This window comes from Corynebacterium doosanense CAU 212 = DSM 45436, assembly GCF_000767055.1.
GTDB classification, from domain to species: domain Bacteria; phylum Actinomycetota; class Actinomycetes; order Mycobacteriales; family Mycobacteriaceae; genus Corynebacterium; species Corynebacterium doosanense.
On sequence record NZ_CP006764.1, the window covers coordinates 2,221,406 to 2,247,554 of the forward strand.

The 26,149-nt window shown below is 63.3% G+C and carries 18 protein-coding genes, 7 tRNA genes and 3 rRNA genes; 7 read left to right on the forward strand and 21 right to left on the reverse strand.

Annotation, left to right across the window (positions count from 1 at the left end; translation table 11 throughout):
• Nucleotides 1-80: 80 nt before the first annotated feature.
• The 5 genes from CDOO_RS10870 to pgm form a co-directional block, all read right to left on the reverse strand.
• Nucleotides 81-153 (reverse strand) — tRNA-Ala (locus CDOO_RS10870).
• 232 nt (nt 154-385) lie between these two features.
• Nucleotides 386-458: transfer RNA gene (locus tag CDOO_RS10875), tRNA-Ala, on the reverse strand.
• A gap of 87 nt (nt 459-545) precedes the next feature.
• Nucleotides 546-1,286: a DsbA family protein gene (locus tag CDOO_RS10880; RefSeq protein WP_018020545.1), complete on the reverse strand. Its 741-nt coding sequence runs from the start codon at nt 1,284-1,286 to the stop codon at nt 546-548.
• A gap of 93 nt (nt 1,287-1,379) precedes the next feature.
• A complete protein-coding gene (locus CDOO_RS10885) occupies nt 1,380-1,784 on the reverse strand; it encodes a MauE/DoxX family redox-associated membrane protein (protein ID WP_051063956.1) in 405 nt (134 codons plus the stop codon).
• Between the two features lie 156 nt (nt 1,785-1,940).
• Complete coding sequence (gene pgm, locus CDOO_RS10890) at nt 1,941-3,581, reverse strand: phosphoglucomutase (alpha-D-glucose-1,6-bisphosphate-dependent) (protein WP_018020543.1); 1,641 nt, start codon at nt 3,579-3,581, stop codon at nt 1,941-1,943.
• Between the two features lie 153 nt (nt 3,582-3,734).
• Here pgm and CDOO_RS10895 point away from each other — a divergent pair, with 153 nt between their 5' ends.
• From CDOO_RS10895 to CDOO_RS10905, 3 genes are read left to right on the forward strand one after another with little or no spacing between them, the layout of a single operon-like run.
• A complete protein-coding gene (locus CDOO_RS10895; protein ID WP_018020542.1) occupies nt 3,735-5,156 on the forward strand; it encodes an alanine/glycine:cation symporter family protein in 1,422 nt (473 codons plus the stop codon).
• Nucleotides 5,157-5,167: 11 nt separating this feature from the next.
• A complete protein-coding gene (locus CDOO_RS10900; protein ID WP_018020541.1) occupies nt 5,168-5,488 on the forward strand; it encodes a fluoride efflux transporter family protein in 321 nt (106 codons plus the stop codon).
• A complete protein-coding gene (locus CDOO_RS10905) occupies nt 5,485-5,838 on the forward strand; it encodes a fluoride efflux transporter FluC (RefSeq protein WP_018020540.1) in 354 nt (117 codons plus the stop codon). The genes CDOO_RS10900 and CDOO_RS10905 overlap by 4 nt, the downstream gene beginning before the upstream one ends.
• Here the strand turns inward: CDOO_RS10905 and CDOO_RS10910 are convergent.
• Genes CDOO_RS10910 through CDOO_RS10920 form a run of 3 tightly spaced genes read right to left on the reverse strand, consistent with a single transcriptional unit; the run spans nt 5,835 to nt 9,743 of the window.
• Complete coding sequence (locus tag CDOO_RS10910; RefSeq protein ID WP_018020539.1) at nt 5,835-6,392, reverse strand: LURP-one-related/scramblase family protein; 558 nt, start codon at nt 6,390-6,392, stop codon at nt 5,835-5,837. The two genes, CDOO_RS10905 and CDOO_RS10910, sit on opposite strands and share 4 nt — an antisense overlap.
• 10 nt (nt 6,393-6,402) lie before the next feature.
• Nucleotides 6,403-8,958 (reverse strand): ABC transporter permease, encoded by a 2,556-nt coding sequence (locus tag CDOO_RS10915; RefSeq protein WP_018020538.1) that lies wholly within the window; start codon nt 8,956-8,958, stop codon nt 6,403-6,405.
• Between the two features lie 8 nt (nt 8,959-8,966).
• Nucleotides 8,967-9,743 (reverse strand): ABC transporter ATP-binding protein, encoded by a 777-nt coding sequence (locus CDOO_RS10920; protein ID WP_018020537.1) that lies wholly within the window; start codon nt 9,741-9,743, stop codon nt 8,967-8,969.
• Nucleotides 9,744-9,925: 182 nt separating this feature from the next.
• Here CDOO_RS10920 and ilvD point away from each other — a divergent pair, with 182 nt between their 5' ends.
• Nucleotides 9,926-11,644: a dihydroxy-acid dehydratase gene (gene ilvD, locus CDOO_RS10925; RefSeq protein WP_018020536.1), complete on the forward strand. Its 1,719-nt coding sequence runs from the start codon at nt 9,926-9,928 to the stop codon at nt 11,642-11,644.
• Nucleotides 11,645-11,792: 148 nt separating this feature from the next.
• Here ilvD and rrf read toward each other — a convergent pair.
• The 5 genes from rrf to ramA all read right to left on the reverse strand — a co-directional run bounded on the left by rrf (nt 11,793) and on the right by ramA (nt 19,959).
• Nucleotides 11,793-11,910 (reverse strand): 5S ribosomal RNA (rrf, locus tag CDOO_RS10930).
• A 182-nt stretch (nt 11,911-12,092) separates the two neighbouring features.
• Nucleotides 12,093-15,185 (reverse strand): 23S ribosomal RNA (locus CDOO_RS10935).
• Nucleotides 15,186-15,643: 458 nt separating this feature from the next.
• Nucleotides 15,644-17,168 (reverse strand): 16S ribosomal RNA (locus CDOO_RS10940).
• Together the 16S, 23S and 5S rRNA genes form the textbook arrangement of a ribosomal RNA operon.
• Before the next feature lie 665 nt (nt 17,169-17,833).
• Nucleotides 17,834-19,099: a UDP-N-acetylglucosamine 1-carboxyvinyltransferase gene (gene murA, locus CDOO_RS10945; RefSeq protein ID WP_026159470.1), complete on the reverse strand. Its 1,266-nt coding sequence runs from the start codon at nt 19,097-19,099 to the stop codon at nt 17,834-17,836.
• 20 nt (nt 19,100-19,119) lie between these two features.
• Complete coding sequence (gene ramA / locus CDOO_RS10950) at nt 19,120-19,959, reverse strand: acetate metabolism transcriptional regulator RamA (protein ID WP_018022746.1); 840 nt, start codon at nt 19,957-19,959, stop codon at nt 19,120-19,122.
• Nucleotides 19,960-20,261: 302 nt separating this feature from the next.
• Between ramA and cysK the strand changes: the two genes are divergently transcribed.
• Entirely contained in the window at nt 20,262-21,203 is a 942-nt protein-coding gene (gene cysK / locus CDOO_RS10955; RefSeq protein WP_018022745.1) for a cysteine synthase A, read from the forward strand.
• Between the two features lie 172 nt (nt 21,204-21,375).
• Nucleotides 21,376-21,942 (forward strand): serine O-acetyltransferase EpsC, encoded by a 567-nt coding sequence (gene epsC / locus CDOO_RS10960; RefSeq protein WP_026159469.1) that lies wholly within the window; start codon nt 21,376-21,378, stop codon nt 21,940-21,942.
• Between the two features lie 63 nt (nt 21,943-22,005).
• Here the strand turns inward: epsC and CDOO_RS10965 are convergent, their stop codons facing one another.
• From CDOO_RS10965 to CDOO_RS10990, 6 genes are all read right to left on the reverse strand, one after another.
• The gene (locus CDOO_RS10965; protein WP_018022743.1) at nt 22,006-22,296 is read right to left on the reverse strand and encodes a GNAT family N-acetyltransferase; all 291 of its coding nucleotides are present in this window, start codon (nt 22,294-22,296) and stop codon (nt 22,006-22,008) included.
• Nucleotides 22,297-22,312: 16 nt separating this feature from the next.
• Nucleotides 22,313-23,032, reverse strand: coding sequence for a hypothetical protein (locus CDOO_RS10970; protein WP_155861377.1), 720 nt, complete (start codon nt 23,030-23,032; stop codon nt 22,313-22,315).
• A 149-nt stretch (nt 23,033-23,181) separates the two neighbouring features.
• Nucleotides 23,182-23,254, reverse strand: a tRNA-Phe gene (locus tag CDOO_RS10975).
• Nucleotides 23,255-23,290: 36 nt separating this feature from the next.
• Nucleotides 23,291-23,364, reverse strand: a tRNA-Asp gene (locus tag CDOO_RS10980).
• A gap of 165 nt (nt 23,365-23,529) precedes the next feature.
• Nucleotides 23,530-23,606 (reverse strand) — tRNA-Asp (locus CDOO_RS10985).
• A gap of 38 nt (nt 23,607-23,644) precedes the next feature.
• A tRNA-Glu gene (locus CDOO_RS10990) sits at nt 23,645-23,717 on the reverse strand.
• A gap of 181 nt (nt 23,718-23,898) precedes the next feature.
• Here CDOO_RS10990 and CDOO_RS10995 point away from each other — a divergent pair.
• The gene (locus tag CDOO_RS10995; RefSeq protein ID WP_018022741.1) at nt 23,899-24,222 is read left to right on the forward strand and encodes a metal-sensitive transcriptional regulator; all 324 of its coding nucleotides are present in this window, start codon (nt 23,899-23,901) and stop codon (nt 24,220-24,222) included.
• Between the two features lie 50 nt (nt 24,223-24,272).
• Here CDOO_RS10995 and CDOO_RS11000 read toward each other — a convergent pair.
• Nucleotides 24,273-24,348, reverse strand: a tRNA-Lys gene (locus tag CDOO_RS11000).
• Between the two features lie 119 nt (nt 24,349-24,467).
• Nucleotides 24,468-25,970, reverse strand: a complete 1,503-nt coding sequence (gene scpC / locus CDOO_RS11005; protein WP_018022740.1) for a succinyl-CoA:acetate CoA-transferase ScpC — start codon at nt 25,968-25,970, stop codon at nt 24,468-24,470.
• Nucleotides 25,971-26,149 lie beyond the last annotated feature (179 nt).

The following is a 26,149-nucleotide window of genomic DNA, read 5'->3' on the forward strand; positions in this document are numbered from 1 at the left end:
ACGCCCGACAAGACGGCGTTTGTTGCTTCCCTGTGCAACGGAAAATCCCGCCTCGGAAAGATACGAAGCGGGATGAACAGTGGAGCTAAGGGGATTCGAACCCCTGACCCCCACACTGCCAGTGTGGTGCGCTACCAGCTGCGCCATAGCCCCGTGATCCGGCGGACACCCGCTGTTCACTGAGACGAAATAGTAGGCCACTCGGCTGCGCCAGACCAAATCACCGCTTCGCCGGTCGGATGGGCGCCGTCGGATCCGCCACTCCATCCGACCAGCTCGGCCGTGCGTTGGACTGCAGCAGACCGCGTGCATCCGACCAGACCCGCCGCCGGCCCACGCAGCAAAACGCACCCCACCCGGAAGGTGAGGTGCGTGTGCGAAAAAGTGGAGCTAAGGGGATTCGAACCCCTGACCCCCACACTGCCAGTGTGGTGCGCTACCAGCTGCGCCATAGCCCCGCATTGCCATCAGGCAACGTGGATAAAGTTACCCGGCGACATCGCCCGCGACCAAATCCGCTGGCCGCGGGCGATCCGTACCCGGAACTACTGGCCGACCACCTGGGAGACCCACTGGTTCATGTCCTGGATCTCGATGTCCTTGCCATCCTGCAGGATGCGCGGCGAGGACACAGTGCCGGTCAGCTCTTCCAGCTGATCGCCGTTGTCCTGGCCGACGGTCTTGGCCTGGCTGACATCGCCTTCGCGGATGGCGTCGACGGCGTCGCCCGATCCTTCAAAGGCCTTGGCTGCCTCGGCGAACTGCTCGGGGCCCCACTGGTTGTACACGCTCTTCTGATCCTCGAAGAGGAGCTGGCGCAGGTTGAGGTAGGCGTTGGTGTCACCGGCCTCGGCCAGCGGGAGCACCGCGGCGAGGGCGTGGGTGGAGTGCCCCTCCGCGCCGTCATCCATGAAGTTCAGCGGGTGGATGTTGACGATGAGGTTGCCGTTCTCCACCTCATCGAGCATCTGCTCGTCCGTCGCGAGGGCGAGGTCGGCGCAGTAGGGGCAGGAGAAGTCCTCGTAGAGGGAGACCTCGGGGGTGCCCTCGGCGACGTCCGCGGCGGAGAGGGTGACCACGCCGTCGGCGTAGTGCATTTCACCGGAGTACTCGATGGATGCGCGGTCGGCGAGGTCGGAGGTGCGCTGGTTGTTCGCCTGCCACACCACCAGGCCGATGACGACGGCGGCGATCGCCAGAACGGCGAGGATCACCCAGAGGAAGTTGCCGGAACTCTTGGCCTTGGGGTCCGCGACGCTGCGTTTGGACGGGCTGGAGCTGCTCATGGAGGTTGTTGTCCTTCTCTTTTCTACGTTGTGCTGCGCGCCCGCCCCTCGGTGAGGCAGCGCGGTTACCCGTCTAAGGCTATCAGCCCGGGATCAGGGCCAGACGGACCATTTCGTGAACGGCCGGTACATCGTCCAGGTCATGAGCGCGATGTAGAAGAGGTCGCGACCGATGGTCTGGGCGTACTGGAGCGGGTAGTTCATGGCGGCCGACTCGGCGCTGAAACACCCGCAGTTGAGTTCGATGCCGCGAGCCCAGGCCTGGGCGATGCCGATGACAAACAGGACCAGGACGACGTTGCCTACGAGCGCGCTGTTGCGGAGGAAGACACCGAAGAGTAGGAACAGGCCGCCGGCGAGCTCGAGGGGCCCGATGAGGTGCGCCAGGCCGTAGGCGAAGTCGTTGGTGAAGATGTCGTAGGCCTGGATGGCCTGGGCCATCTCCATCTTGCTCTCGAAGATCTTGAACAGGCCCGCGACGATCCAGATGTAGGCCATGTAGAAGCGTGCGACGAAGCTGATGAGGTCGAACACCCGGGTCCGGGTGTCTGCTACCGGGGCCGTAACCGTGCGGGAGCCGGAATTTTCAAGGATTGCCATGCGGGCCAGCCTAAACCATCCCTCCGGCCCGCGATAGTCGGCCACGGGCCCGGTTTACGCGTCCAGCACCTCCGAGACCAGCGCCTCCGCCTCGTCCTGCACCTGCTTGAGATGCTCCTCACTCTTGAAGGATTCGGCGTAGATCTTGTACTTGTCCTCCGTGCCGGACGGCCGGGCGGCGAACCAGGCGTTCTCGGTGGTGACTTTCAGTCCGCCGATCGCCGCGCCGTTGCCCGGAGCCTCGGTGAGCTTGGCGGTGATCTCCTCCCCTGCCAGCTCCGTAGCCGAGACCTGCTCCGGGGACAGGGCCTTGAGCACGGCCTTCTGCTCGCGGCTGGCCTCTGCGTCCGTACGTGCATACGCCGGCGCCCCATACTCCAAAGCGAGTTCCGCGTAGCGCTGCGAGGGCGTCTTGCCGGTCACAGCGGTGATCTCCGCTGCGAGCAGGTCGAGGATCAGCCCGTCCTTGTCGGTGGACCAGACGGTGCCGTCGTGACGCAGGAAGGAGGCGCCGGCGGATTCCTCGCCGCCGAAGCCGACGGAGCCGTCGATGAGTCCGGGGACGAACCACTTGAAGCCGACGGGAACCTCGACGAGCTCGCGCCCGAGAGCGCCCACCACCCGGTCGATCATCGACGAGGAGACCAGCGTCTTGCCCACGGCGGTGGAGTCGGGCCAGTTCGGCCGGTGCGCGAAGAGGTAGTCGATGGCGACGGCGAGGTAGTGGTTGGGGTTCATCAGGCCTGCGTCGGGGGTGACGATGCCGTGGCGGTCCGCGTCAGCGTCGTTACCCGTGGCGATGTCGTACTTGTCCCGCCCGCCGATGAGCGAGGCCATGGCGTTGGGTGAGGAGCAGTCCATGCGGATCTTGCCGTCGGTGTCGAGTGTCATGAACCGGAAGGTGGCGTCGACGTCCGGGTTGACCACGGTGAGGTTGAGGCCGTGGGTCTCGGCGATGGCTCCCCAATAGTCCACCGACGCCCCGCCCATGGGGTCGGCACCGATGTGCAGGCCGGACTCGCGGATGGCGGCGATGTCGATCACGTTGGGCAGGTCGTCGACATACGCGCGCAGGTAGTCGTGTTTGACCGCGCGCTCATCCAGGACGCCGGACACGGATACCCGCGCGACTCCCTCAAGCCCGGCGCGGAGGTATCCGTTGGCCCGCTTCGCGATCCAGCCGGTGGCGTCGTTGTCGGCCGGCCCGCCGGAGGGCGGGTTGTACTTGAAGCCGCCGTCGCGCGGCGGGTTGTGCGAGGGGGTGATGACAATGCCGTCGGCACGCTCGCCCTCGGCGGCACTGAGGTTGTGCGCGAGGATGGCGTGGGACACCGCCGGGGTGGGGGTGTAGCGACCCGCGGCGTCGACACGCGTCTCGACGCCCGCCGCAAGCAGTACCTCCAGTGCCGTGATCATCGCCGGCTCACTCAGCGCGTGGGTGTCGCGTCCGATGTAGACCGGCCCGCCGATGCCGTTGTCGCGGCGGTAGTCCACGATCGCCTGCGTGGTGGCGAGGATGTGCTGCTCGTTGAAGGCGTTGTCCAGGGACGATCCCCGGTGGCCGGAGGTTCCGAAGGCGACCTGCTGCGCCACGTCCTCCGGGTCGATCTCCCGGGTGTAGTACGCGGAGACGAGCTCGGCCACGTCGATGAGGTCTTCGGGGCGGGCCGGTTGTCCGGCGCGGTCGTGTGCCATGGCGGTGTTCCTCACAATCGGGGTTCTGGGTTCGGGGCCCATTATCGGCGCACTCTCGGGCGGGCGCAGAAAACCGCGGGTCCACCCCCGCGCGGGGGCATGTTAAGTATCCGAAACTACCCGTGCCCATGTGACGCACGCTACTTTTTTCCCATGACTGAAAGCCTGAACTCCGCGCTGGGGACGATCTCCTCGGTGGTCTGGGGACCGTTCGTACTCATCCCCCTGCTGCTCGGCACCGGCCTCTACCTCACCATCCGCCTCGGCGGGCTGCAGTTCCGCACGCTCGGACGGGCCATGCGCCACGCCTTCTTCGACGGCGACGAGGAGGGCAACGCCGGAGACATCTCCAACTACCAGGCGCTGACCACGGCACTCGCAGCCACGGTGGGTACCGGCAACATCGTCGGCGTGGCCACCGCCATCTCCGTCGGCGGCCCGGGCGCGCTGTTCTGGATCTGGGTGACCGGCCTGCTGGGCATGGCCTCGAAGTACACCGAGGCCTACCTGGGCGTGCGCTACCGCGTCGTCGATGACAAGGGCAACCAGTTGGGTGGCCCGCAGATCTACCTCAAGCGCGGTATTCCGGGCGGCTTCGGCGCCGCGCTCGCCTTCCTCTTCGCGCTCTTCGCCTCCATCGCGGCCTTCGGCATCGGCAACCTCACCCAGGGCAACTCGGTCGCGGCGGGCATGAAGGACACCTTCGGGGTCGACCCCTGGATCACCGGCGTGATCATGTTTGTGTTCACAGGCGCGACCCTGCTGGGCGGCATCCAGGCGATCGGCAAGATCACCTCGGCGTTTGTCCCGCTGATGATCGTCATCTACGTCGTCGGCGGCCTCGTCGTGCTCTTCCTGCTCGCCGACCGCCTTCCCGCGGCCATCGCCCTGATCTTCACGGACGCCTTCACCGGCACCGCGGCCCAGGGTGGCTTCGTCGGCGCGACCATCATGCTCGCCGTGCGCTTCGGCGTCGCCCGCGGCATCTTCTCCAACGAGTCCGGCATGGGCTCGGCCGCCATCGCGGCCGCCGCGGCGAAGACCTCACACCCGGTGCGTCAGGGCCTGGTCTCCATGACCCAGACCTTCATCGACACCCTCATCGTCGTCTCCATCACCGGCCTCACCATCGTCGCCTCGGGTGTGTGGGACCAGGGTGCCGACACCGCGGCCACGATGACCTCGGCCGCCTTCACCACGGCGCTGCCGGGACAGTGGGGCGGGACGATCGTCTCGGTGTCGCTGATCTTCTTCGCCTTTTCCACCATCATCGGCTGGGCCTACTACGGCGAGCGCTCCCTGGTGTCCCTGGTGGGACAGTGGTCATCGCTCCCCTACCGCCTGCTCTTCACCGTGGTCGTCTTCCTCAGCGCCATCACGGAGATCGAGACCGCGTGGCTCTTCTCCGACATCGCCAACGGCCTCATGGCCCTGCCCAACCTCATCGGCCTACTCATCATGTCCGGCCTGGTGGCCCGAGAGACCAGGGCGTATCTCAAGTTCGACCCGAAACTGAAGAAGCCGAAGCTCAGCGTCGAGGAGTTCACTGCGGCCCAGATGCCGAACTGGAAGTAACATCACCCTCCGTGTTCGCAGAAGCGCTACTCGTCGGCCTCGGTGCCGCGCTCGGCAGCATGATCCGCTGGGCGCTCACCGAGGCCGTCGGCGTTGATCTCCCGGCGATCCTCGCCGTCAACGTGCTCGGCTGCGCGCTCATGGGTTTCTTCCGGCCGGGACCGTTCTGGGGTACGGGTTTCCTCGGCGGCTTCACGACGATGTCAGCCTACGCCCTGCTCACAGCCCAGCTCCCCGCTCTCCAGGCCCTCTGTTACACCCTGCTCACGGTGTTCGGCTGCGTCGGCGCCGCACTGCTGGGGCGCCGACTGTCCCGGGGGCGCGCGCGATGAGCCCCACCATTGCCGCCCTGGTGCTGGTGGCCGCGGGCGGGTTTTTCGGGGGTGTGGCCCGGTGGTCGCTCACCCGGGTTCTGCCGGCGCATCCGGCCACGCTGGCCGCCAACGTCATCGGATCGGTGATCCTCGGCGTCGCGGCCGGCTCTCCGGGTGTCATCCCGCTCATCGTGGGAACCGGGGTGGCCGGTGCGCTGTCGACGTGGTCGAGCTTCGCGAATCAGTTGGCGGAGCTCGTCGAGAAGCGTCGGTGGTGGGAGTTCACCCGCTATCTCCTGCTGACCCTCGCGCTGTGTGTCGTCGCCGCATGGCGCGGGACGATCTGGGCACAGCGCATCTGGGGTTAACCGTTGTTCTCGGCCTTGCGCCGGATGAGATCCAGGGCGATGACCCCGCCGATGATGGCGGCCCGCACGTGGCGCGGGGCCTCGGGGTCGAACTGCACCGAGTAGGTGCTGCGTCCGAGAAGCGCCTTGCCGAACCCGGACCACTGGCGGGAGACCCGGGCCGGAATCCGGTCTCCGAGACGGAACTCGAAGTCGAAGCCGAGGACGTTGCCGTTCATCTCCACGACGGTGCCGTCCGCGAGGTGCATGTCCACGCTGGTGCGGAAGACGGCGAAGCGTTTGCGCAGGTGCGCCAGGGGTTGGCCGTGCGGGTCGGAAAGCTCGAAGGTGTCGCGCACGAGGTTCATCGAGTCGGCCACGGAGAGCACGGGCTCGCCGCTGACCTCGGTGACCGTCAGCGCCCGGGAGCCCCGGAGCATCCGGGAGGCCAGGGAACCGGTGGTCTCCACGATGCCCACGGGTTGCCCGTGTTCGTCGGTGATCTCGAAGTTGTTGCTCATCATCGAGGTGACCTGCTGCATGAGCAGGATGTTCTGATCCAGTAGCCCGTTCATGGCGGTGCTCCTATTCCGAGATGGCGTCGAGCGCCGGGGTCTTGGCGGCGCGGTTGGCGGGGAAGACCGCGGCCAGCAGGCCCACGACGACCGAGCCGGCCAGCACGATGCCGATCAGCGGCCAGGGAATCACCGGATCCTCGAGGCCCTCGCCGGAGAGCACGGTGATGAAGGCCCAGCCGAGGCCGAGGCCGATGAGCACGCCGGCGATGGCGCCGAAGACGGCGATCTGCACCGATTCCAGGGTGATCATGGTGCGGACCTGACCGCGCAGGGTACCCACGGCGCGCAGCATGCCGATCTCCTGGCGGCGCTCGATGACCGAGAGCGTCAGGGTGTTGACGATGCCCAGCACCGCGATGATCACCGCCAGCGCGAGCAGCGCGTAGAGGATGTTGAGCATCTGGGTGATGGCCATGTTGGCCTCGCCGGCCATCTCCTCGCCGGTCATCACCTGGACCACGATGTAGGGGGCGACGGCTTCCTCGAGGTTGCTGCGCACCTCGGACTCATCCAGCGATCCGTCCCCGTTGGCTCCCATGAACGCCGGGCTGATCATCTCTGCGGGCAACACCTTGAGGGCGTCCGCCTCCGAGATGATGTTGTGGGCGAACAGGGAATTCTCGCGGTAGATGCCCACGAGCTCGGTCTCGGCCGCGTCCGGGCTGACGCCCGGGGCGGTGACCTCGTAGGTCTGACCGACCTCCCAGCCGTGTTCGGCGGCGAACTTCTCGGAGGCGAGCATGCCGCCGTCCGAGATGTCCGAGTCGCCCTCCTTCATGTCGAAGGTGACCATGTGCGCGGGGTTGCCGGAGACGACATCGCTGGCGCCGACACCGGGGGCGTAGTCGTAGGTGAACACCCCGTCCACGGCGACCTGGGCGTTCGAGTACGTGATCACCTCACCCACGCCGTCGGCCTCGGCCGCGGCATCCGGGACCTCCGCAGGAATGGGGAAACTGCCGTTGGTCGGGCCCATGAGGATGTGCTCAGCCGCAACGTCGTTCTCGATGGTGTCGGCGATGGACTTCTGCATGGTGGAACCCAGCATGCCGATCGCCGTCACCAGCGCGACTCCGAGGGCGAGGGCGAACGCCGTCGTCGCGGTGCGGCGCGGGTTGCGGCGGGTGTTGGTGGAGGCGAGCTTGCCGATCGAACCGAAGGGCAGGCCGATGACCCGGCCGAAGGTGGGCACCACCGGCAGTGACAGCGCCGGCCCGGCCAGGAAGAAGCCGATGAAGATCGACAGGGCGCCGACTCCCACCGCGATGGCGCGCTGAGTGGTGGACCAGTCGGTGAGGGCCGCACCTATAGCTGCCGCGGCGATGCCGACGACCAGGAGCACGGCTCCGAAGATGGTGCGCACGGCGAGGGGCTGGCTTGTCGACGACTCGCTCGAGCGCATCGCCTCCACCGGCTCAATGGCGCCGGCCCGACGCGCGGGAGCCCAGGCGGACAGCACGGTGACCACGGTTCCCAGGACCACGGGCACGAGGATCGCCGCCGGGGAGAGTCCGAGGCCGGAGTCCGGCAGTGCCATCTCCTGCGCCGACATGACCGCCTTGATGGCTGCGACCAGGCCGATTCCGGCGATGACACCGATGACGGAGCCGATGAACCCGATGATGGCGGCCTCGAACGTGACCGAGCGGGTGATCTGGCCGCGGGACGCACCCAGCGCCCGCAGCAGTGCGAACTCCTTGGTGCGCTGGGCGACGATCATGGAGAAGGTGTTGGCGATGAGGAAGGTGCCCACGAGCAGGGCGACCAGTCCGAAGGCGATGAGGAAGTAGTTGACGAACGACAGCGCGGACTGGATCTGCTCCGAGATCTCGTCGGCGAGTGCCTCGCCGGTTTCCACCTCGAGATCCGGGTAATCGGCCGACAGGGCGTCGACAAGCTCCTGGGGCGAGGTGGAGTCGACGGCGTCGACGATGAGCTGGTCGACCTGACCACCCGGCGTGTAACGGTCCAGGTAGGACTGCTCGTCCATGAGGCCGATGAGGCTGCCGCCCTGGTCGAGTTCGGTCTCGTAGAGGCCGGAGACGGTCATCTCGCGGCGCTCCATCGGGTCGACGACGAGCAGCGTGTCACCGACGCCGACCTCGAACTTCTCGGCTGCCGCGGCGTTGATGGCCATCTCTGCGTCCCCGGACGGCTCCTCCCCCTCGACAAGCTCGGGGGCCTGGCCGACGGCGTCGTCGCTGGGGTACCAGACCGACAGGGTCTGCGTGCCCGCGCCGGTCTGCAGCGGCTCCGGATTGTCGGCGTCCCCCTTGGCCATGACCACCGTGGTGCTGGCGGTGATGTTGACGTTGTTGACGAGCTCGTTTCCGACGATCTCGTCGCGCTGCTCAATCGTCGGCCCGCCGGAGACGACCGCGTCCACATCGTCGTAGGCGCTGCTCACCGCCGAGTCGAAGGTGTTGGACAGCGAATTGGTGAACATGAAGGCGCCCGAGATGAAAGCCGTGCCGAGCACGACGGCGAGAACCGTCAGCGCCAGGCGCAGCTTGTGGGCGGCGATGTTGCGCAACGAGACGTTGCGCATGGTGTTTTGTGCCATGTGTTTTCCTAGCCCTCGATCCCGGCCATCATCGCGTGGATCTTCTCCATGGTGGGCTCGCGCATCTCCTCCACGATCTTGCCGTCCGCGAGGAAGATCACCCGGTCGGAGTAGGACGCGGCGCGGGCGTCATGCGTGACGATCACCACCGTCTGGTTGTCCGAGTCCACCGCGGTGCGCAGGATGTTGAGCACTTCCGTCGAGGAGTTGGAGTCGAGGTTGCCCGTCGGCTCGTCCCCGAAGATGATCTCCGGACGCGACACCAGCGCACGCGCGCAGGCCACCCGCTGCTGCTGACCGCCGGACAGCTCCGCCGGCCGGTGGGTGAGGCGGTTGATCAGACCCAGGCGCTCGGTCACCTCGTCGAACCACTGCTTATCGACGTCCTTACCCGCAATATCGCTGGGCAGCGTGATGTTCTCCCGCGCTGTGAGGGTGGGCACCAGGTTGAAGGACTGGAAGATGAACCCCAGCCGGTCGCGCCGCAGGGAGGTGATCTCCTTGTCGTTGAGCCCGGTGAGATTGGTGTCACCGATGAACGCGTCGCCGGAGGTCGCCGAATCCAGGCCGGCCATGGTGTGCATGAGGGTGGACTTGCCGGAACCTGACGGGCCCATGATCGCGGTGAACTCATTGGCGGCGAACTCGACGGTGACGTGGTCGAGGGCCGTGACGGCGGTGTCGCCGCTGCCGTACTGCTTGAACAGGTCCACGGAGCGGGCTGCCGCGCGGCGGGCGGGTTGTTGCGGCTGAGGGACGGTGGGGTCAGCGGCGGTCGAGGCCATGTGAGGTTCCGATCGTTGAGGTTGATACACGACATCGCGTTGTCCGCGGCCGTGCAGGATGATCCGTTACTGCAACGAACCTACCGACGCGGAGGAACTCCGCGCATCGGGGTCTCCCCTGACTTTGCCCCGAGAGGGTGAGATGCGGGACACCACCGGGGGCGGTGGCCTAGTATTCGCCTATGGATACTCATTCACCGGGCCCGCGCCCGGGTGTCGACATCAAACCCCGTTCCCGCGACGTCACCGACGGCATCGAAGCCACGGCCTCGCGCGGAATGCTCCGTGCCGTGGGAATGGGTGACGACGACTGGACCAAACCCCAGATCGCCGTCGCCTCCTCCTGGAACGAGATCACCCCGTGCAACCTCACCCTCTCGAAGCTGGCCCAGTTCGCCAAGGAGGGCGTGCACGCGGCCGGAGGGTACCCGCTGGAGTTCGGCACCATCTCCGTCTCTGACGGCATCTCCATGGGCCACGAGGGCATGCATTACTCGCTGGTCTCCCGCGAGGTCATCGCCGACTCCGTGGAGACGGTGATGTCGGCCGAGCGCCTCGACGGCTCTGTCCTCATGGCCGGATGCGACAAGTCCATCCCCGGCATGATCATGGGCGCAGTGCGCCTCAACCTCTCCTCCGTGTTCCTCTACAACGGCTCGACCATGCCCGGCAGCGCCCGCATGGAAGACGGCACCGAAAGGGAAGTGACGCTTATCGACGCCTTTGAAGGCGTCGGAGCGTGCCGCGCCGGCAAAATGAGCCAGGCCGATCTGGACTCCATCGAGCGATCCGTCTGCCCTGGCGAGGGCGCCTGCGGCGGCATGTACACGGCCAACACCATGGCCTCGGCCGCCGAGGCCATGGGACTATCCCTGCCCGGCTCCGCCGCGCCCCCGGCCATCCACCGCAGCCGCACCGAATACGCCCGCAAGTCCGGCGAGGCGGTGGTGGGCCTGCTCGAGCAGGGGATCACCGCGCGGGACATCGTCACCCGCGCCTCCCTGCTCAATGCGCTTGCCGTGGTCATGGCGCTCGGCGGCTCCACCAACGCCGTGCTCCACCTGTTGGCCATCGCCAGGGAGGCCGAGGTCGACCTCACGCTCGACGACTTCAACGACGTCAGTGACCGCGTCCCCCACCTGGGAAACCTCAAACCCTTCGGCGAGTACGTCATGAACGATGTCTTCAAGATCGGCGGCATCCCCGTGGTCATGAAGGCGCTTCTCGACGCCGGCCTCATCGACGGTTCCTGCCTCACCGTCACCGGCAAAACGGTTGCCGAGAACCTCGCGGGAATCAACCCGCCCGACCCCGACGGCAAGATCCTCCGCGCACTGAACGACCCCATTCACGCCACGGGCGGCCTGTCGATTCTCAAGGGATCCCTGGCCCCGGACGGCGCGGTGGTGAAGACCGCCGGCTTTGACGCGGAGCGTTTCGAGGGGCCTGCCCGGGTCTTCGACCGCGAACAACCCGCCATGGACGCCGTGCTCAACGGCGAGCTGAACAAGGGCGATGTCATCATCATCCGCTACGAGGGCCCGAAGGGCGGACCGGGAATGCGCGAGATGCTCGCCATCACGGGCGCGATCAAGGGAGCGGGCATCGGCAAGGACGTCCTGCTCATCACCGACGGGCGCTTCTCCGGCGGCTCCACCGGCCTCTGTATCGGTCACGTCGCTCCGGAGGCAGTGGATGGTGGGCCGATTGCTCTGGTCAACGACGGTGACCTCGTCACCGTCGACATCCCCACCCGCACCCTCACCCTCCACATCGATGACGAGGAACTCACCCGCCGCAAAACCGAATGGACCATCCCCGACAACCCCCGACTACACGGAGTCCTAGGCAAATACGCCAAACTCGTGCACTCCGCCGCCGAAGGCGCCGTCCTCTACTAAAACCCCCACACCACCCCAGCCCCCCTGGGCTGGGGTGGTGGGGTGTTTCCGGGCATGGCAAAAAAGGGCCTGTGCGCCACCCCTGAGGATTCTCATCCGTCCGGGGTGACCCACAGGCCCTCACTGCTATGTAGTTGTTGTTGTTTTAGGTCGGCGGCAACTTACTCTCCCACACCCTCCCGGGTGCAGTACCATCAGCGCGGGCAGGCTTAGCTTCCGGGTTCGGAACGGGACCGGGCGTTTCCCTGCCGCTATCAACCACCGACACACACATGGAACACCACCCCAACCGGGGCGATCACCGTAGACCACATGTGCCGTGTCAGACACTGCATAATGAACGCGAGCAATAACCTTTTTTTCTGCCCCCAACAAGCGTGGGAGATCATGCGTGCAGCAGAACCACCACCACCCCACCAACCGGGGGCGGCAGATGTTGTTAAAAACTATTGTGTTTGAAGTCGGTGCATTAGTACCAGTCACCTCCATGGGTTACCCCACGTCCAGATCTGGCCTATCAACCCCATCATCTATAGGGGACCTCAAAAGAAACCTCATCTCAGAACAGGCTTCCCGCTTAGATGCTTTCAGCGGTTATCCCTTCCGTACGTAGCCAACCAGCAATGCCCCTGGCGGAACAACTGGCACACTAGAGGTACGTCCGTCCCGGTCCTCTCGTACTAGGGACAGCCTTCTTCAAGTTTCCACGCGCGCGGCGGATAGAGACCGAACTGTCTCACGACGTTCTGAACCCAGCTCGCGTGCCGCTTTAATGGGCGAACAGCCCAACCCTTGGGACCTACTCCAGCCCCAGGATGCGACGAGCCGACATCGAGGTGCCAAACCATCCCGTCGATATGGACTCTTGGGGAAGATCAGCCTGTTATCCCCGGGGTACCTTTTATCCGTTGAGCGACACCACATCCACTAGTAGGTGCCGGATCACTAGTCCCGACTTTCGTCCCTGCTCGACCTGTACGTCTCGCAGTCAAGCTCCCTTGTGCACTTACACTCAACACCTGATTGCCAACCAGGCTGAGGGAACCTTTGGGCGCCTCCGTTACATTTTGGGAGGCAACCGCCCCAGTTAAACTACCCACCAGGCACTGTCCCCAACCCAGATCATGGGCCAAGGTTCAGGTATCCAATCCGATCAGAGTGGTATTTCAACAACGACTCCACCACCACTGGCGTGATGATCTCTAAGTCTCCCACCTATCCTACACAAACCGAACCGAACACCAATACCAAGCTATAGTGAAGGTCCCGGGGTCTTTTCGTCCTGCCGCGCGAAACGAGCATCTTTACTCGTACTGCAATTTCACCGGGCCTGTGGTTGAGACAGCAGGGAAGTCGTTACGCCATTCGTGCAGGTCGGAACTTACCCGACAAGGAATTTCGCTACCTTAGGATGGTTATAGTTACCACCGCCGTTTACTGGGGCTTAAATTCTCAGCTTCGAACACCACAAGGGTGTCCTAACCGGTCCTCTTAACCTTCCAGCACCGGGCAGGCGTCAGTCCGTATACATCAACTTCAACGTTTTCGCACGGACCTGTGTTTTTGATAAACAGTCGCTTCCCTCTATTCTCTGCGACCACCACCAGCTACCAGCCGTCAAGACTGTCACCAGCAATGGCACCCCTTCTCCCGAAGTTACGGGGTCATTTTGCCGAGTTCCTTAACCACAGTTCACCCGACCGCCTTAGTATTCTCTACCTGACTACCTGTGTCGGTTTCGGGTACGGGCCATATGTGCACATCGCTAGAGGCTTTTCTCGACAGCACGGGATCACCAACATCAGACCATGAGGTCCTACGCATCACGCCTCAGCCTTGATGGTGTGCGGATTTACCTACACACCGGCCTGCACGCTTGCACCACAATCCACTAAGTGGCTCGGCTACCCTCCTGCGTCACCCCATCACTTGGCTACTACCGGATCAGGCCCCACGCACGCACACCACCTGCCCCACCCGAAGGCGGGGCTTGGCGGTGATTATGGGTGGTTAGTATCCCCGATTCACCATGGTCGCACACATACGGGTACGGGAATATCAACCCGTTATCCATCGACTACGCCTGTCGGCCTCGCCTTAGGCCCCGACTCACCCTGGGAAGACGAACTTGACCCAGGAACCCTTAGTCATCCGGCGGTAAGGATTCTCACCTTACACTCGTTACTCATGCCTGCATTCTCACTCGCACACAGTCCACCCGCCCTCACGGTCAGGCTTCACCCCATGCACGACGCTCCCCTACCCATCACACCTTTGGTGTGATGCCGCGGCTTCGGCGGTGTACTTGAGCCCCACTACATTGTCGGCGCACAACCACTCGACCAGTGAGCTATTACGCACTCTTTCAAGGGTGGCTGCTTCTAAGCCAACCTCCTGGCTGTCTTCGCGATCACACATCCTTTTCCACTTAGTACACCCTTAGGGGCCTTAGCCGGCGATCTGGGCTGTTTCCCTCTCGACCATGAAGCTTATCCCCCACAGTCTCACTGCCGTACAACACTTACACCGGCATTCGGAGTTTGGCTGACATTGCTAAGATGGTAGTCCCGCTCAATCAACCAGTAGCTCTACCTCCGGCAAGCTCATACGACGCTGCACCTAAATGCATTTCGGGGAGAACCAGCTATCACGGAGTTTGATTGGCCTTTCACCCCTACCCACAACTCATCCCCTCAGTTTTCAACCTAAGTGGGTTCGCGCCTCCACAACCTCTTACAGCTGCTTCACACTGGCCATGGGTAGATCACTCCGCTTCGGGTCCAGGACATGCCACTCAAACACACTAATTAGTATTCGCTTTCGCTACGACTACCCCACAACGGGTTAACCTCGCGACATGCCGCTGACTCGCAGGCTCATTCTTCAAAAGGCACGCCATCACACACAAGAGGTGCTCTGACGGATTGTAAGCACATGGTTTCAGGAACTATTTCACTCCCCTCCCGGGGTACTTTTCACCATTCCCTCACGGTACTAATCCGCTATCGGTCACACTGAGTATTTAGGCTTACCGGGTGGTCCCGGCAGATTCACAGCAGATTCCACGAGCCCGCTGCTACTCGGGTAAACACCAACCCCCCACACCTGGCCTTCATGTACGGGACTCTCACCCTGTTTCGTGGGCCATCCCAGACCACTTCCACTAACCACGCGCAAAAAAAGGGCACACCGTCGGGTAACCGGTGAACAATGCTCCCCACAACACCACGCATGCAACCCCTACCCAGGTATCACACACACGCGGTTTAGCCTGATCCACGTTCGCTCGCCGCTACTAGCGGAATCATTATTATTTTCTCTTCCTACGGGTACTGAGATGTTTCACTTCCCCGCGTAACCCCCGAACCACTATGAATTCATGGAACGGTGACACCCCATAACAGGTGCCGGGTTTCCCCATTCGGACATCCTCGGATCAACGCTCAGTTGGCAACTCCCCGAGGCATAACGCAGCCTCACACGTCCTTCATCGGCTCAGCATGCCAAGGCATCCACCATGCGCCCTTAACGAACAAACACAAAAACTTGTCCGGGCAACACACACAAAATCACACAAAAAGAACAGAAAAAAACACACACCAACCACACCCACCACCACACCAGGGCAGCAGGTGCCAATCAATGAAATGCTCGCGTCCACTATACAGTTCTCACACAACACACCCCACCACCAGCCCACCACCCCACAACCCCCACCAAGGAGGATCAATCTACAGAGCAGTAACCGACAGCACGGTCCACGGGAACACACACACGTGTTGTCCCAGACACCCGACAGCATGCCAACGCACCATTCAATTATTTGTCTCCTCCACCACCGGGGCAGACGCACCACACACGGAAAGAACCGTTCGTGCAGCTTCCACTGCCAGAAAACCATGTGGCAGGTGCACACTCGGCAACCTCAACCACACCCCACACCAGCCGGGAAACTACCCGACCCATGGGGAAAAACTACTATCTCAAAAATCTCCTTAGAAAGGAGGTGATCCAGCCGCACCTTCCGGTACGGCTACCTTGTTACGACTTCGTCCCAATCGCCGATCCCACCTTCGACCACTCCCCCCAGTAAACTGGTTGGGCCATGGGCTTCGGGTGTTACCAACTTTCATGACGTGACGGGCGGTGTGTACAAGGCCCGGGAACGTATTCACCGCAGCGTTGCTGATCTACGATTACTAGCGACTCCGACTTCATGGGGTCGAGTTGCAGACCCCAATCCGAACTAAGGCCGGCTTTAAGGATTAGCTGAACATCACTGCATCGCAACCTGTTGTACCGACCATTGTAGCATGTGTGAAGCCCTGGACATAAGGGGCATGATGATTTGACGTCATCCCCACCTTCCTCCGAGTTAACCCCGGCAGTCTCTCATGAGTCCCCACCATCACGTGCTGGCAACATAAGACAAGGGTTGCGCTCGTTGCGGGACTTAACCCAACATCTCACGACACGAGCTGACGACAACCATGCACCACCTGTACACCGACCACAAAGGGAAAGACCATCTCTGGCCCGGTCCGGTGTATGTCAAGCCCAGGTAAGGTTCTTCGCGTTGCATCGAATTAATCCACATGCTCCGCCGCTTGTGCGGGCCCCCGTCAATTCCTTTGAGTTTTAGCCTTGCGGCCGTACTCCCCAGGCGGGGCGCTTAATGCGTTAGCTACGGCACAGAAGACGTGGAAGCCCCCTACACCTAGCGCCCACCGTTTACGGCATGGACTACCAGGGTATCTAATCCTGTTCGCTACCCATGCTTTCGCTCCTCAGCGTCAGTAACTGCCCAGAGACCTGCCTTCGCCATCGGTGTTCCTCCTGATATCTGCGCATTTCACCGCTACACCAGGAATTCCAGTCTCCCCTACAGCACTCAAGTTATGCCCGTATCGCCTGCCCATCCGGAGTTGAGCCCCGGAATTTCACAGACGACGCGACAAACCACCTACGAGCTCTTTACGCCCAGTAATTCCGGACAACGCTCGCACCCTACGTATTACCGCGGCTGCTGGCACGTAGTTAGCCGGTGCTTCTTATCCAGGTACCGTCACCCCGAAGGGCTTCGTCCCTGACGAAAGGAGTTTACAACCCGAAGGCCGTCATCCCCCACGCGGCGTCGCTGCATCAGGCTTTCGCCCATTGTGCAATATTCCCCACTGCTGCCTCCCGTAGGAGTCTGGGCCGTATCTCAGTCCCAATGTGTCCGTACACCCTCTCAGGCCGGATACCCGTCGACGCCTTGGTAGGCCATTACCCCACCAACAAGCTGATAGGCCGCAGGCTCATCTCGTACCGAAAAAACTTTCCACCACACCCTTACGATGCAGTCCTATCCGGTATTAGACCCAGTTTCCCAGGCTTATCCCGAAGTACGAGGCAGATCACCCACGTGTTACTCACCCGTTCGCCACTAATCCACCCAGCAAGCTGGGCATCATCGTTCGACTTGCATGTGTTAAGCACGCCGCCAGCGTTCATCCTGAGCCAGGATCAAACTCTCCACAAAAGAATGCAGAAACATTCAGACGCATCAAAGAGTCCAAACAACTGACAAAAAACAATCAAAAAACAAACATGAACCACCAAACATGATCCACGCCCACAATCCACGCAGGGATGAATCGACGAGACAAACCCCCACACGAACCGCTACACCACACCCCGGGCCAAAAGCCCGAGAGTGGTAGGCGCATCACAGAACATGATCAACCATCCATGTATCACCAACCACCAACCAAACCCCGTGACAGAAGGGACAACATCAGTCGGTGGGGCAACCACACGAACATTCATGGTCAACCACACGCCATGCACCCACCCCACACCACCCCGCACAACGGAAGCGGTGCCGTGGTAAGAAAAAACAAATAAAGTACATTGGCACACTATCGAGTTCTCACACAACACCGGTCACCACACTCACACCGCACACGGCGATGATCGCACTGCCGACCAAAGATTTTTCTTCCACATCACCGACAACCATCAATGGTCCGGCGATGTCACCAGCGGGTGTTTTCCTCTCGCCGCACATCCGGGGACTGTCGTTCTCTGTCCCGGTGGGGCGCTGTCGGTCTCGCTGACCTGAACTAAGTTACCCACCACCCCGACAAAACACAAACCCCCACCACAACACACGTTTTTGAGTGTCGTGGCGGGGCCAGTTCCCGGCTACTGCTCAGTTCCCACCAACCGGGTGACGTCGGCCCCCAGCCGCTGGAGGTTCTCCACGAACCTCGGGTAGCCCCGGTCAATGTGATAGACGTCGTGCACGATCGTCTCCCCCTCCGAGACCAGCCCGGCAAGTACCAGTCCGGCGCCGGCGCGGATGTCCGAGCTCCAGACCTCAGTGGAGGAGAGTCTCTCCAGTCCGCGGATCACCACGTGGTGGCCGTCGACCGAGGCATCAGCGCCGAGCCTGAGCATCTCGTCGACGAAACGGAACCTGGACTCGAAGACGTTCTCGGTGATGACGCTGGTGCCGTCGGCGACGGCCGAGATGCCGATCGCCATGGGCTGGAGATCCGTCGGAAAGCCGGGGAACGGGAGCGTCTGGTAGTCCACCGCCGTGGGCCGACGGTCCATCCGCACGCGGAAGCCGTTCTCGTAGGTCTCCACATCCGCCCCGGCCATCCGCAGTTTCTGCAGCGCGAGGTGGAGGTGGCGGGGAGCGATGCCGCCGACCGTGATGTCACCCTGGGTCATCACCGCGGCATACGCCCAGGTGCCGGCGACAATCCGGTCGCCGATGACGTCGTGTTCCGTGGGATGGAGCTCGGAGACACCGGTGATGGTGATGGTGGAGGTACCCGCGCCGTCGATGCGCGCACCCATGGAGACGAGCATCTCGCAGAGGTCGATGATCTCCGGCTCACGTGCGGCATTGTCCAGCACCGTCGTCCCCTCGGCGAGGACCGCGGCCGTGAGGATGTTCTCGGTCGCACCGACGGAGGGGAAGTCGAGTTTGATGTTCGCGCCGCGGAGGGTTCCGGCTTCCGCGACGACGGCGCCGTGGAGGATCTTGGTGGTGGCGCCGAGTTTCTCCAGGCCCGACTGGTGCATGTCCAGGGGGCGGGAGCCGATGGCGTCGCCACCCGGAAGCGCGACGACCGCCCGTCCGCACCTGGCGGTGAGCGGGCCAAGCACGGCGACGGAGGCCCGGAACTGTCGGACCGCGTCGAAGTCCGCGTTGGGAGAGACCACCGCGGGCGTGGTGATGCGCACCGTCGAGCCGTCGATCTCCACCTCGCAGCCGAGGCCGCGCAGGACGTTCTGCATGAGGGGGACGTCGAGAATCCCCGGGCAGTTGTTCAGCGTGGTCGTGCCCTCCGCGAGCAGGGCCGCGGCCATGAGCTTGAGCACGCTGTTCTTTGCTCCGTCAACCTTGACCATGCCGCTGAGGCGGGCGCCACCTTGAACTCTGAATCGATCTTTCACGCGCCCCACACTAGCCCCTGTCAGGGAAGGGCGCCGATGCGCCTGGCGGCATTCACGGCTTCGTACCTGGTGTGCGCGCCGAGCTTCCTCATCACGGAACGCAGGTAGGACTTCACCGTCTCCGCGCCGATCCCCATCTCCTCCGCGGCCTCGACGTTGGTATGTCCGAGGGCGACACAGGAGAGGACATCGAGCTCGCGTGCGGAGAGTTTGGTGGACTGCTTGACCCGCACCGGGGAGACCATCTGGTCACAGAGGATTTCCAGCTCTCGACGAAGCGACTCGTCCTCCACCCGGTTCGCCAGCATCCGCAGCTTGGAGTGGGTTGACCTCACCTGCTCCCATTCGGCGCCGTTCATGACCCTGCCGTTCTTGCCCACGGCCTTGCCACCCTCGGCGCGACGCAGGGAGGAGTTCACCGCGAGGTCCTGCTCCAGGGTCCGGGCCGTCATGGTGACTTCCTCGATGACCTTGTCGCCCAGGCGCACGGGCGAATGGACGCCCACGTAGAGGACGCCCCGGATCTCCCTCTGCACGATCACGGGGACGGCGACGATGGAATGGAGAGACTCGTCCTGGACGGCCTTGTCGTACTCATGAGAGATGAGGTTCGCCCGCACATAGTCGGAGACACCGACCGCGCGGCGGGTGGTGACCACCCGGCCGCCCACTCCCGCCCCCGGTTCCATGATGAGATTCTGCAGTGCGGGGGTGCGAAGCCCAACCCAGTGGGTGAGCTGAAGCCGGTTATCGGAAAGCAGGGTTCCGTACATGGTCACCGGGATCCCCGTGGCCGTCTTTAACGAGGTCAACGCCGCGCGGATGGCCTCGTCGTCGTCCTTGATTCGCTGGGAATCCATGTCACACTCCTCGATCGGGTCTACCCCGTGCAGGTGTCCCCGTCGGGGGGCGATCCGCTGGTCTTTATGGTGTTCTCCCTACATCGTAACGGGCGGGCGGGGGTAAACAAAAAAGGACGCGGCCCCCTGTGTCCCGGGTGGCGAGGTTCACATGCGGGAGCCTGCGACGGTTGACTAGTCAAACCCCGCCGCAATCCGGCCACTGAACGTCACGGTCTAATCACTTTAGACCACTCTGTCTCTAACGAGGGTGTAGTGTGGGTGCGGAGAAATACATTCCACACTCAAGGGAGGCCATCACGATGGCAAAGATCAACGACAACATCCTCGACCTCATCGGCGGCACGCCGCTGGTCAAACTCAACGGCATCGTCAAGGACGACGACGTCAAGGCCACCATCCTGGCCAAGCTCGAGTTCTACAACCCCGCCAACTCCGTCAAGGACCGTATCGGCAAGGCGATCGTCGACGCCGCCGAGAAGTCCGGCGAGCTGAAGCCGGGCGGCACCATCGTCGAGGGCACCTCCGGCAACACCGGCATCGCCCTAGCGCTGGTCGGCGCCGCGCGCGGTTACAACGTCGTCCTCACCATGCCCGAGACGATGTCCAACGAGCGTCGCGTGCTGCTGCGTGCCTTCGGTGCGGAGATCGTCCTCACCCCGGGTTCCGCCGGCATGCAGGGTGCCCTGGACAAGGCGAACGAGATCGTCGCCGAGCGCGACAACGCCATCCTCGCCCGCCAGTTCTCCAACGAGGCAAACGTCCGGGTCCACTACGACACCACCGGCCCGGAGATCTGGAACGACACCGACGGCCAGATCGACTACTTCGTCGCCGGCGTCGGCACCGGCGGCACCATCTCCGGTGCCGGCAAGTACCTCAAGGAGCAGAACGCCGACATCAAGAACATCGCCGTCGAGCCCGCCGCCTCTCCCCTGCTCTCCGAGGGCAAGGCCGGCCCGCACAAGATCCAGGGCCTGGGTGCGAACTTCATCCCCGAGATCTACGACCGCAACGCCGTGGACGAGATCCTCAAGGTCTCCAACGAGGACGCCGTGTCCGTCTCCCGCAAGCTGGCCACGACCGACGGCATCCTCGGCGGCATCTCCGCCGGCGCCAACGTGCGCGCCGCTCTCGAGGTGGCCAAGCGCCCCGAGGCCGAGGGCAAGACCATCGTGGTCATCATCCCGGACTTCGGTGAGCGCTACGTCTCCACCATCCTCTACGAGGACATCCGCGACTAGTCTGCCGCCGGGCTAGCGACACTCAGGGGGACGCCTTCCATGGAAGGCGTCCCCCTCCCGCATATGCCCGGGGCATCAGGGATCGGGAGGCTTTTCGACGCCCGTTTCCAGCCTGAATTTAAAAAATACCGGCACATAAAGCCACTACTTCTCCGCTGCTAGGGTGAACCGCATGAATATCCTGTCGATGATCCGCGAAGATCTGCAGAACGCCCGCGTCCATGATCCCGCGGCCAGAGGCGACGCAGAAAACGCCATCGTCTACTCGGGGTTGCACGCGATCTGGCTCCACCGGGTCACCCACCGGCTCTGGACCCGGGGGCTGAAGGCACCCGCCCGCATCCTTTCCCAGATCACCCGGTTCCTCACGGGCATCGAGATTCATCCGGGCGCGACGATCGGCCGGCGATTTTTCATCGACCACGGCATGGGCATCGTCATCGGCGAAACCGCGGAGATCGGCGACGACGTGATGCTCTACCACGGGGTCACCCTGGGCGGGCAGGTACTCACGCAGACCAAGCGGCACCCCACCCTGGAGGACGGGGTCATTGTGGGCGCAGGAGCCAAGATCCTCGGCCCCATCACCGTCGGTGCGGGCTCCTCGGTGGGAGCGAACGCGGTGGTGACCAAGGACGTGCCGGCAGACTCGATCGCCACCGGTGTGCCCGCCAAGATCCGGCCACGCAAGAAGGATGAGAACCAGCATCTGGTGGATCCGGACTGCTACGTCATCTGACGCGAACATAAAAGAACTCGCTGACGGGAGAGCCCGTCAGCGAGTTTTTTATGTGCGTGGGTGTTACTGAGCCACGAGATCCTGGTACTCCTCGTTCTTGGAGAGGAAGTTCTCCACTGCCGAGCAGGACGGGGTGATCGTCTTGCCCGCGGAGCGGGTGTCATCCAGCGCCTCGCGGATCAGCGGGCTGGAGAGCCCCTGGCCACGGAAGTCCTCGGAGACGACGGTGTGGTTGAAGTCGCGGACATCGCCGTGATCGGTGTAGGCGGCGAAACCTGCCTCGGTGCCGTCGACCTCGATGACGTAACGGCTTCCTGCCTCGTCGTGTCGGACGGTGCGGTTGTTCTCGGTCATGATTGAGCTCCCTTGCTTACTTGTCGGTGGTGGGGTCGGTGGGGTTGGCGTCGTCGGCGCTCTGCACGTTCACCTCGGTGGGCTCGACGTCGGAGAAGGTCTCGTCGCCCTTGAGCACCTCGTCGGCGTTCTCCGTCGAGGTGGTGTCGGCGTTAACCTCGGCGTCGGCCTCGGGGGCCGGCTCGGTGGCGGGCTTGTTCTCGGCGTCGGCGTCCGCGCTCTGGAACTTCACCTCGGTGGGCTCAACCTTGGAAAAGGTCTCGTCACCCTTGAGCTTGTTGTCCGCATTCGCGCCCAGCGGGGCCGGGGCCTTGCGCTTGTTGTTGGCGACGAAGTACGCCACGGCCGAAGCCACGGCAGCGATAAGGGTCGCGAGGGAGAGCTTGCCGAACCAGCCCAGGCCCTTCTTGTTCCGACGCTGGACTCGCTTCGCCGCGGTCTTGCGGGCCTTCTCGGCGCGCTTGGCGGCCTTCTCCGCCTTACGACGGCCGCGGCGGCTCAGCTTCTTGCCGTCCGAGCGCACGTCCTTGAGAAGCGCGCTGCTCTTCTTGCTGGCCTTGTCCAGGCCCTCGCGGGCCGACTCCGCCGCGTTGTCCGCGACCGGGCCGTAGGCCTCCGCGGCATCAGCCAGCGAGGCGTAGGCCTGCTGCGCCTTGCGGTCGCTGTAACGCGACCAGGCATCGTAGGCCGACTTGGCGCCCAAGAGTGCGATCTGCAGGTTCTTTGCGGTACTCATCATTCTCACTTTCCACGTGCGGGTGATTCTGTAGTCCCCCAGAGTAGCGGGATTCTGAGGCGCCGTGGGCTGCGGGGCGCACAGCCCGCACGCAAAAAGATCAACCCCCAGCCGAAGGGCTGGGGGTTGATCTTCACTTCAACAAGAAGTGGCCAGAAGCGGGGTCGAACCGCTGACCTTCCACTTTTCAGGCGGACGCTCTACCAACTGAGCTACCTGGCCAGAAAATACTGTCGCTGAAGAAACAGTGATTTCCAGCGACCCTGACGGGACTTGAACCCGCGACCTCCGCCGTGACAGGGCGGCGCGCTAACCAACTGCGCCACAGGGCCATATTTTCTTGTTTCTGTGCTCAGGGTTGCTCCTTTGCACGAGAGGTAACCTTACACATCTCCCACTCTGGCAAACAAATCAGCAGGTGGAGCGACAATTGCGGTGGGAATGCACAAACGGCGCCGAGGTTGTCTGAACTGACAACTTCGACGCCGTTTTGGCATTGGCGACCCTGACGGGACTTGAACCCGCGACCTCCGCCGTGACAGGGCGGCGCGCTAACCAACTGCGCCACAGGGCCATATTCAATAATCTGGAGGTACCCGGAAAGTAACTCCGTACCCCCAACGGGGTTCGAACCCGTGTCGCCGCCGTGAAAGGGCGGTGTCCTAGGCCTCTAGACGATGGGGGCCCAGTCGACTTTCACCGCACGAATCTCCGGCTCAGTTTCGACTCACTAAAACTTAGTCGAGCGCCCCCCGTTCTCCAAAACACCACGTAGCCTAGGGTTTCGCGTTTTTTCCGATACGGTGGGGCGGTATATCATGGCCGAGAAGTTCAGCGCCGTCACCACCCCGGGGAGAGGACCACCCATGACCGAGCAGACGCACGATGACACGTCCTGCCACGCCGACACCCACGGCTATCACGAGAACAAGGCCCGCTACCTGGCCAGGATGCGGCGCATCGAGGGCCAGGCACGGGGAATCCACCGGATGATCGACGAGGACGCGTACTGCATCGACATCCTCACCCAGGTTTCCGCCGTCACGTCGGCCCTGGAGAACGTCTCCCTCGCGCTGCTGGAGGACCATCTCGAGCACTGCGTCACCAATGCCGCCCGGGAGGGGGGTGTCGTCGCCGAGGAGAAGGTCGCCGAGGCGATGGCGGCCATCCGGCGGCTGGTGAAGTCCTGACAAACCCCCTGGAAAAACGACACCACCCGCCTGCGAGGCGGGTGGTGTGGTGGTGGGCCCTCCGGGGCTCGAACCCGGGACCTGCGGATTAAAAGTCCGTAGCTCTACCAACTGAGCTAAAGGCCCAACGGTCAACAATCGTAGCGGTTGACCCTCCGGAGCCTGAAATCACCGGGCCCGGACACACCGACGCCGCGCCCCCGGCGGAAAAGGCAGGGAACGCGGCGTCGATAAGCGCCGTTATTTTAGGCCTTGCGCATCGAACCGGTCTCGTTGAAACGGTTGTGGAAGTCGAACGCCTTGGTGAGATCGTGCGGGGTGTGGCCGCCGACCTTGTTCGCGGCCTCGACGTACTCCTCGAGCTGCGGACGGTAGTCCGGGTGCGCGATGGAGATCATCTTCTCGACACGCTGGCGCGGAGCCAGGCCACGGAGATCGGCGTAGCCGTACTCGGTGATGATGACCATGACGTCGTGCTCGGTGTGGTCGATGTGCGAGGCGAAGGGAACGATCGCGGAGATCGCGCCACCCTTGGCCACGGACGGGGTGATGAAGGAGGAGATGTACGCGTTACGGGTGAAGTCACCCGAGCCGCCGATGCCGTTCATGACGCGGACGCCGGTGACGTTGGTGGAGTTGACGTTGCCGTAGATGTCGGCCTCGATGAGACCGTTGGTGGCAATGAGCCCCAGACGGCGGATGACCTCGGGGTTGTTGGAGGTCGCCTGCGGGCGCAGGATGATGTGCTTGTTGTAGAAGTCGGCCTTCTCGTTCATCCGCACCGCAGCCTCGGGCGAGAGAGCGAAGGAGGTCGCGGACGCCATGGACATCTTGCCGGCGTCAATGAGATCCAGCATGCCGTCCTGGATGACCTCGGTGTAGGCGGTGATGTTCTCGAACTTGGAGTCCAGCAGGCCGGACATCACGGCGTTCGGTACGTTGCCCACGCCGGACTGCATGACGTAGTTGTCGTAGGTCAGACGACCGGCGGCAACCTCGTCCTCGAGGAACTGCAGGAAGTTCTCCGCGATCTTCTTGGAGATGTCATCCGGCTCGGTGAAGGGCGAGTTACGGTCCGCGCTGTCGGTCTCGACCACGGCGACGACCTTGCTCACGTCGATCTTGTGGTACATGTCACCGATGCGGTTGCCCACCTTGGTGATCTGGATCGGGGTGCGGTCCCACAGCTCCTCGGGGGCGTAGATGTCGTGCATGCCCTCCAGGTCGAGCGACTGCCAGGAGTTGACCTCGAGGATGATCTTGTCGGCCTTGGCCGCATACTCGACGTTGTTGCCCACCGCGGAGGACGGGACGAGGGAGCCGTCCTCGTTGATCTTCACACACTCGAGGATGGCCACCTGCATATCACCGAAGAAACCCTGCTGGACCTGCTGGCCCAGGTGGGAGAGGTGGATGTCCGAGTAGAACGCCTCACCCTTGTTGATCTGGCTGCGCAGCTCCTTGTCGGAGTTGTACGGCGTACGGAAGTTGATGGCCTCGGCCGCAGAGAGCACGGCGTCGGTCTCCGGGCCGGTGGAGGCGCCGGTGAAGACGTTGATCTTGAATTCCTCGCCCTTTTCGTGCGCGGCCTTCGCGTTCTCGGCGATGGCGGCCGGCAGCGCCTTCGGGTAGCCGGCGCCGGTGAAGCCGGACATGCCGACGTTGTCGCCGTTGTTGACGAACTTGGCGGCCTCCTCGGCGGACATGACTTTGTTCTTCAGCTCGGAATTCAGGATGCGATCAGACATCTGGTGAGTTCACCTCTCGTGTAAGGATTTGTGACGTGCAGTACTGCTCATCCACTGTAGACGCGAGCGCGATTGCTCGCGATAGTCCCTGCTCAATCACCCGCGGTTTCTTCTCCAGCCAGTTTTGACGGCAAAGTGATCCGCCTTTCCTCCGGCTGCGCCCGACGCTCCCGCGGCAC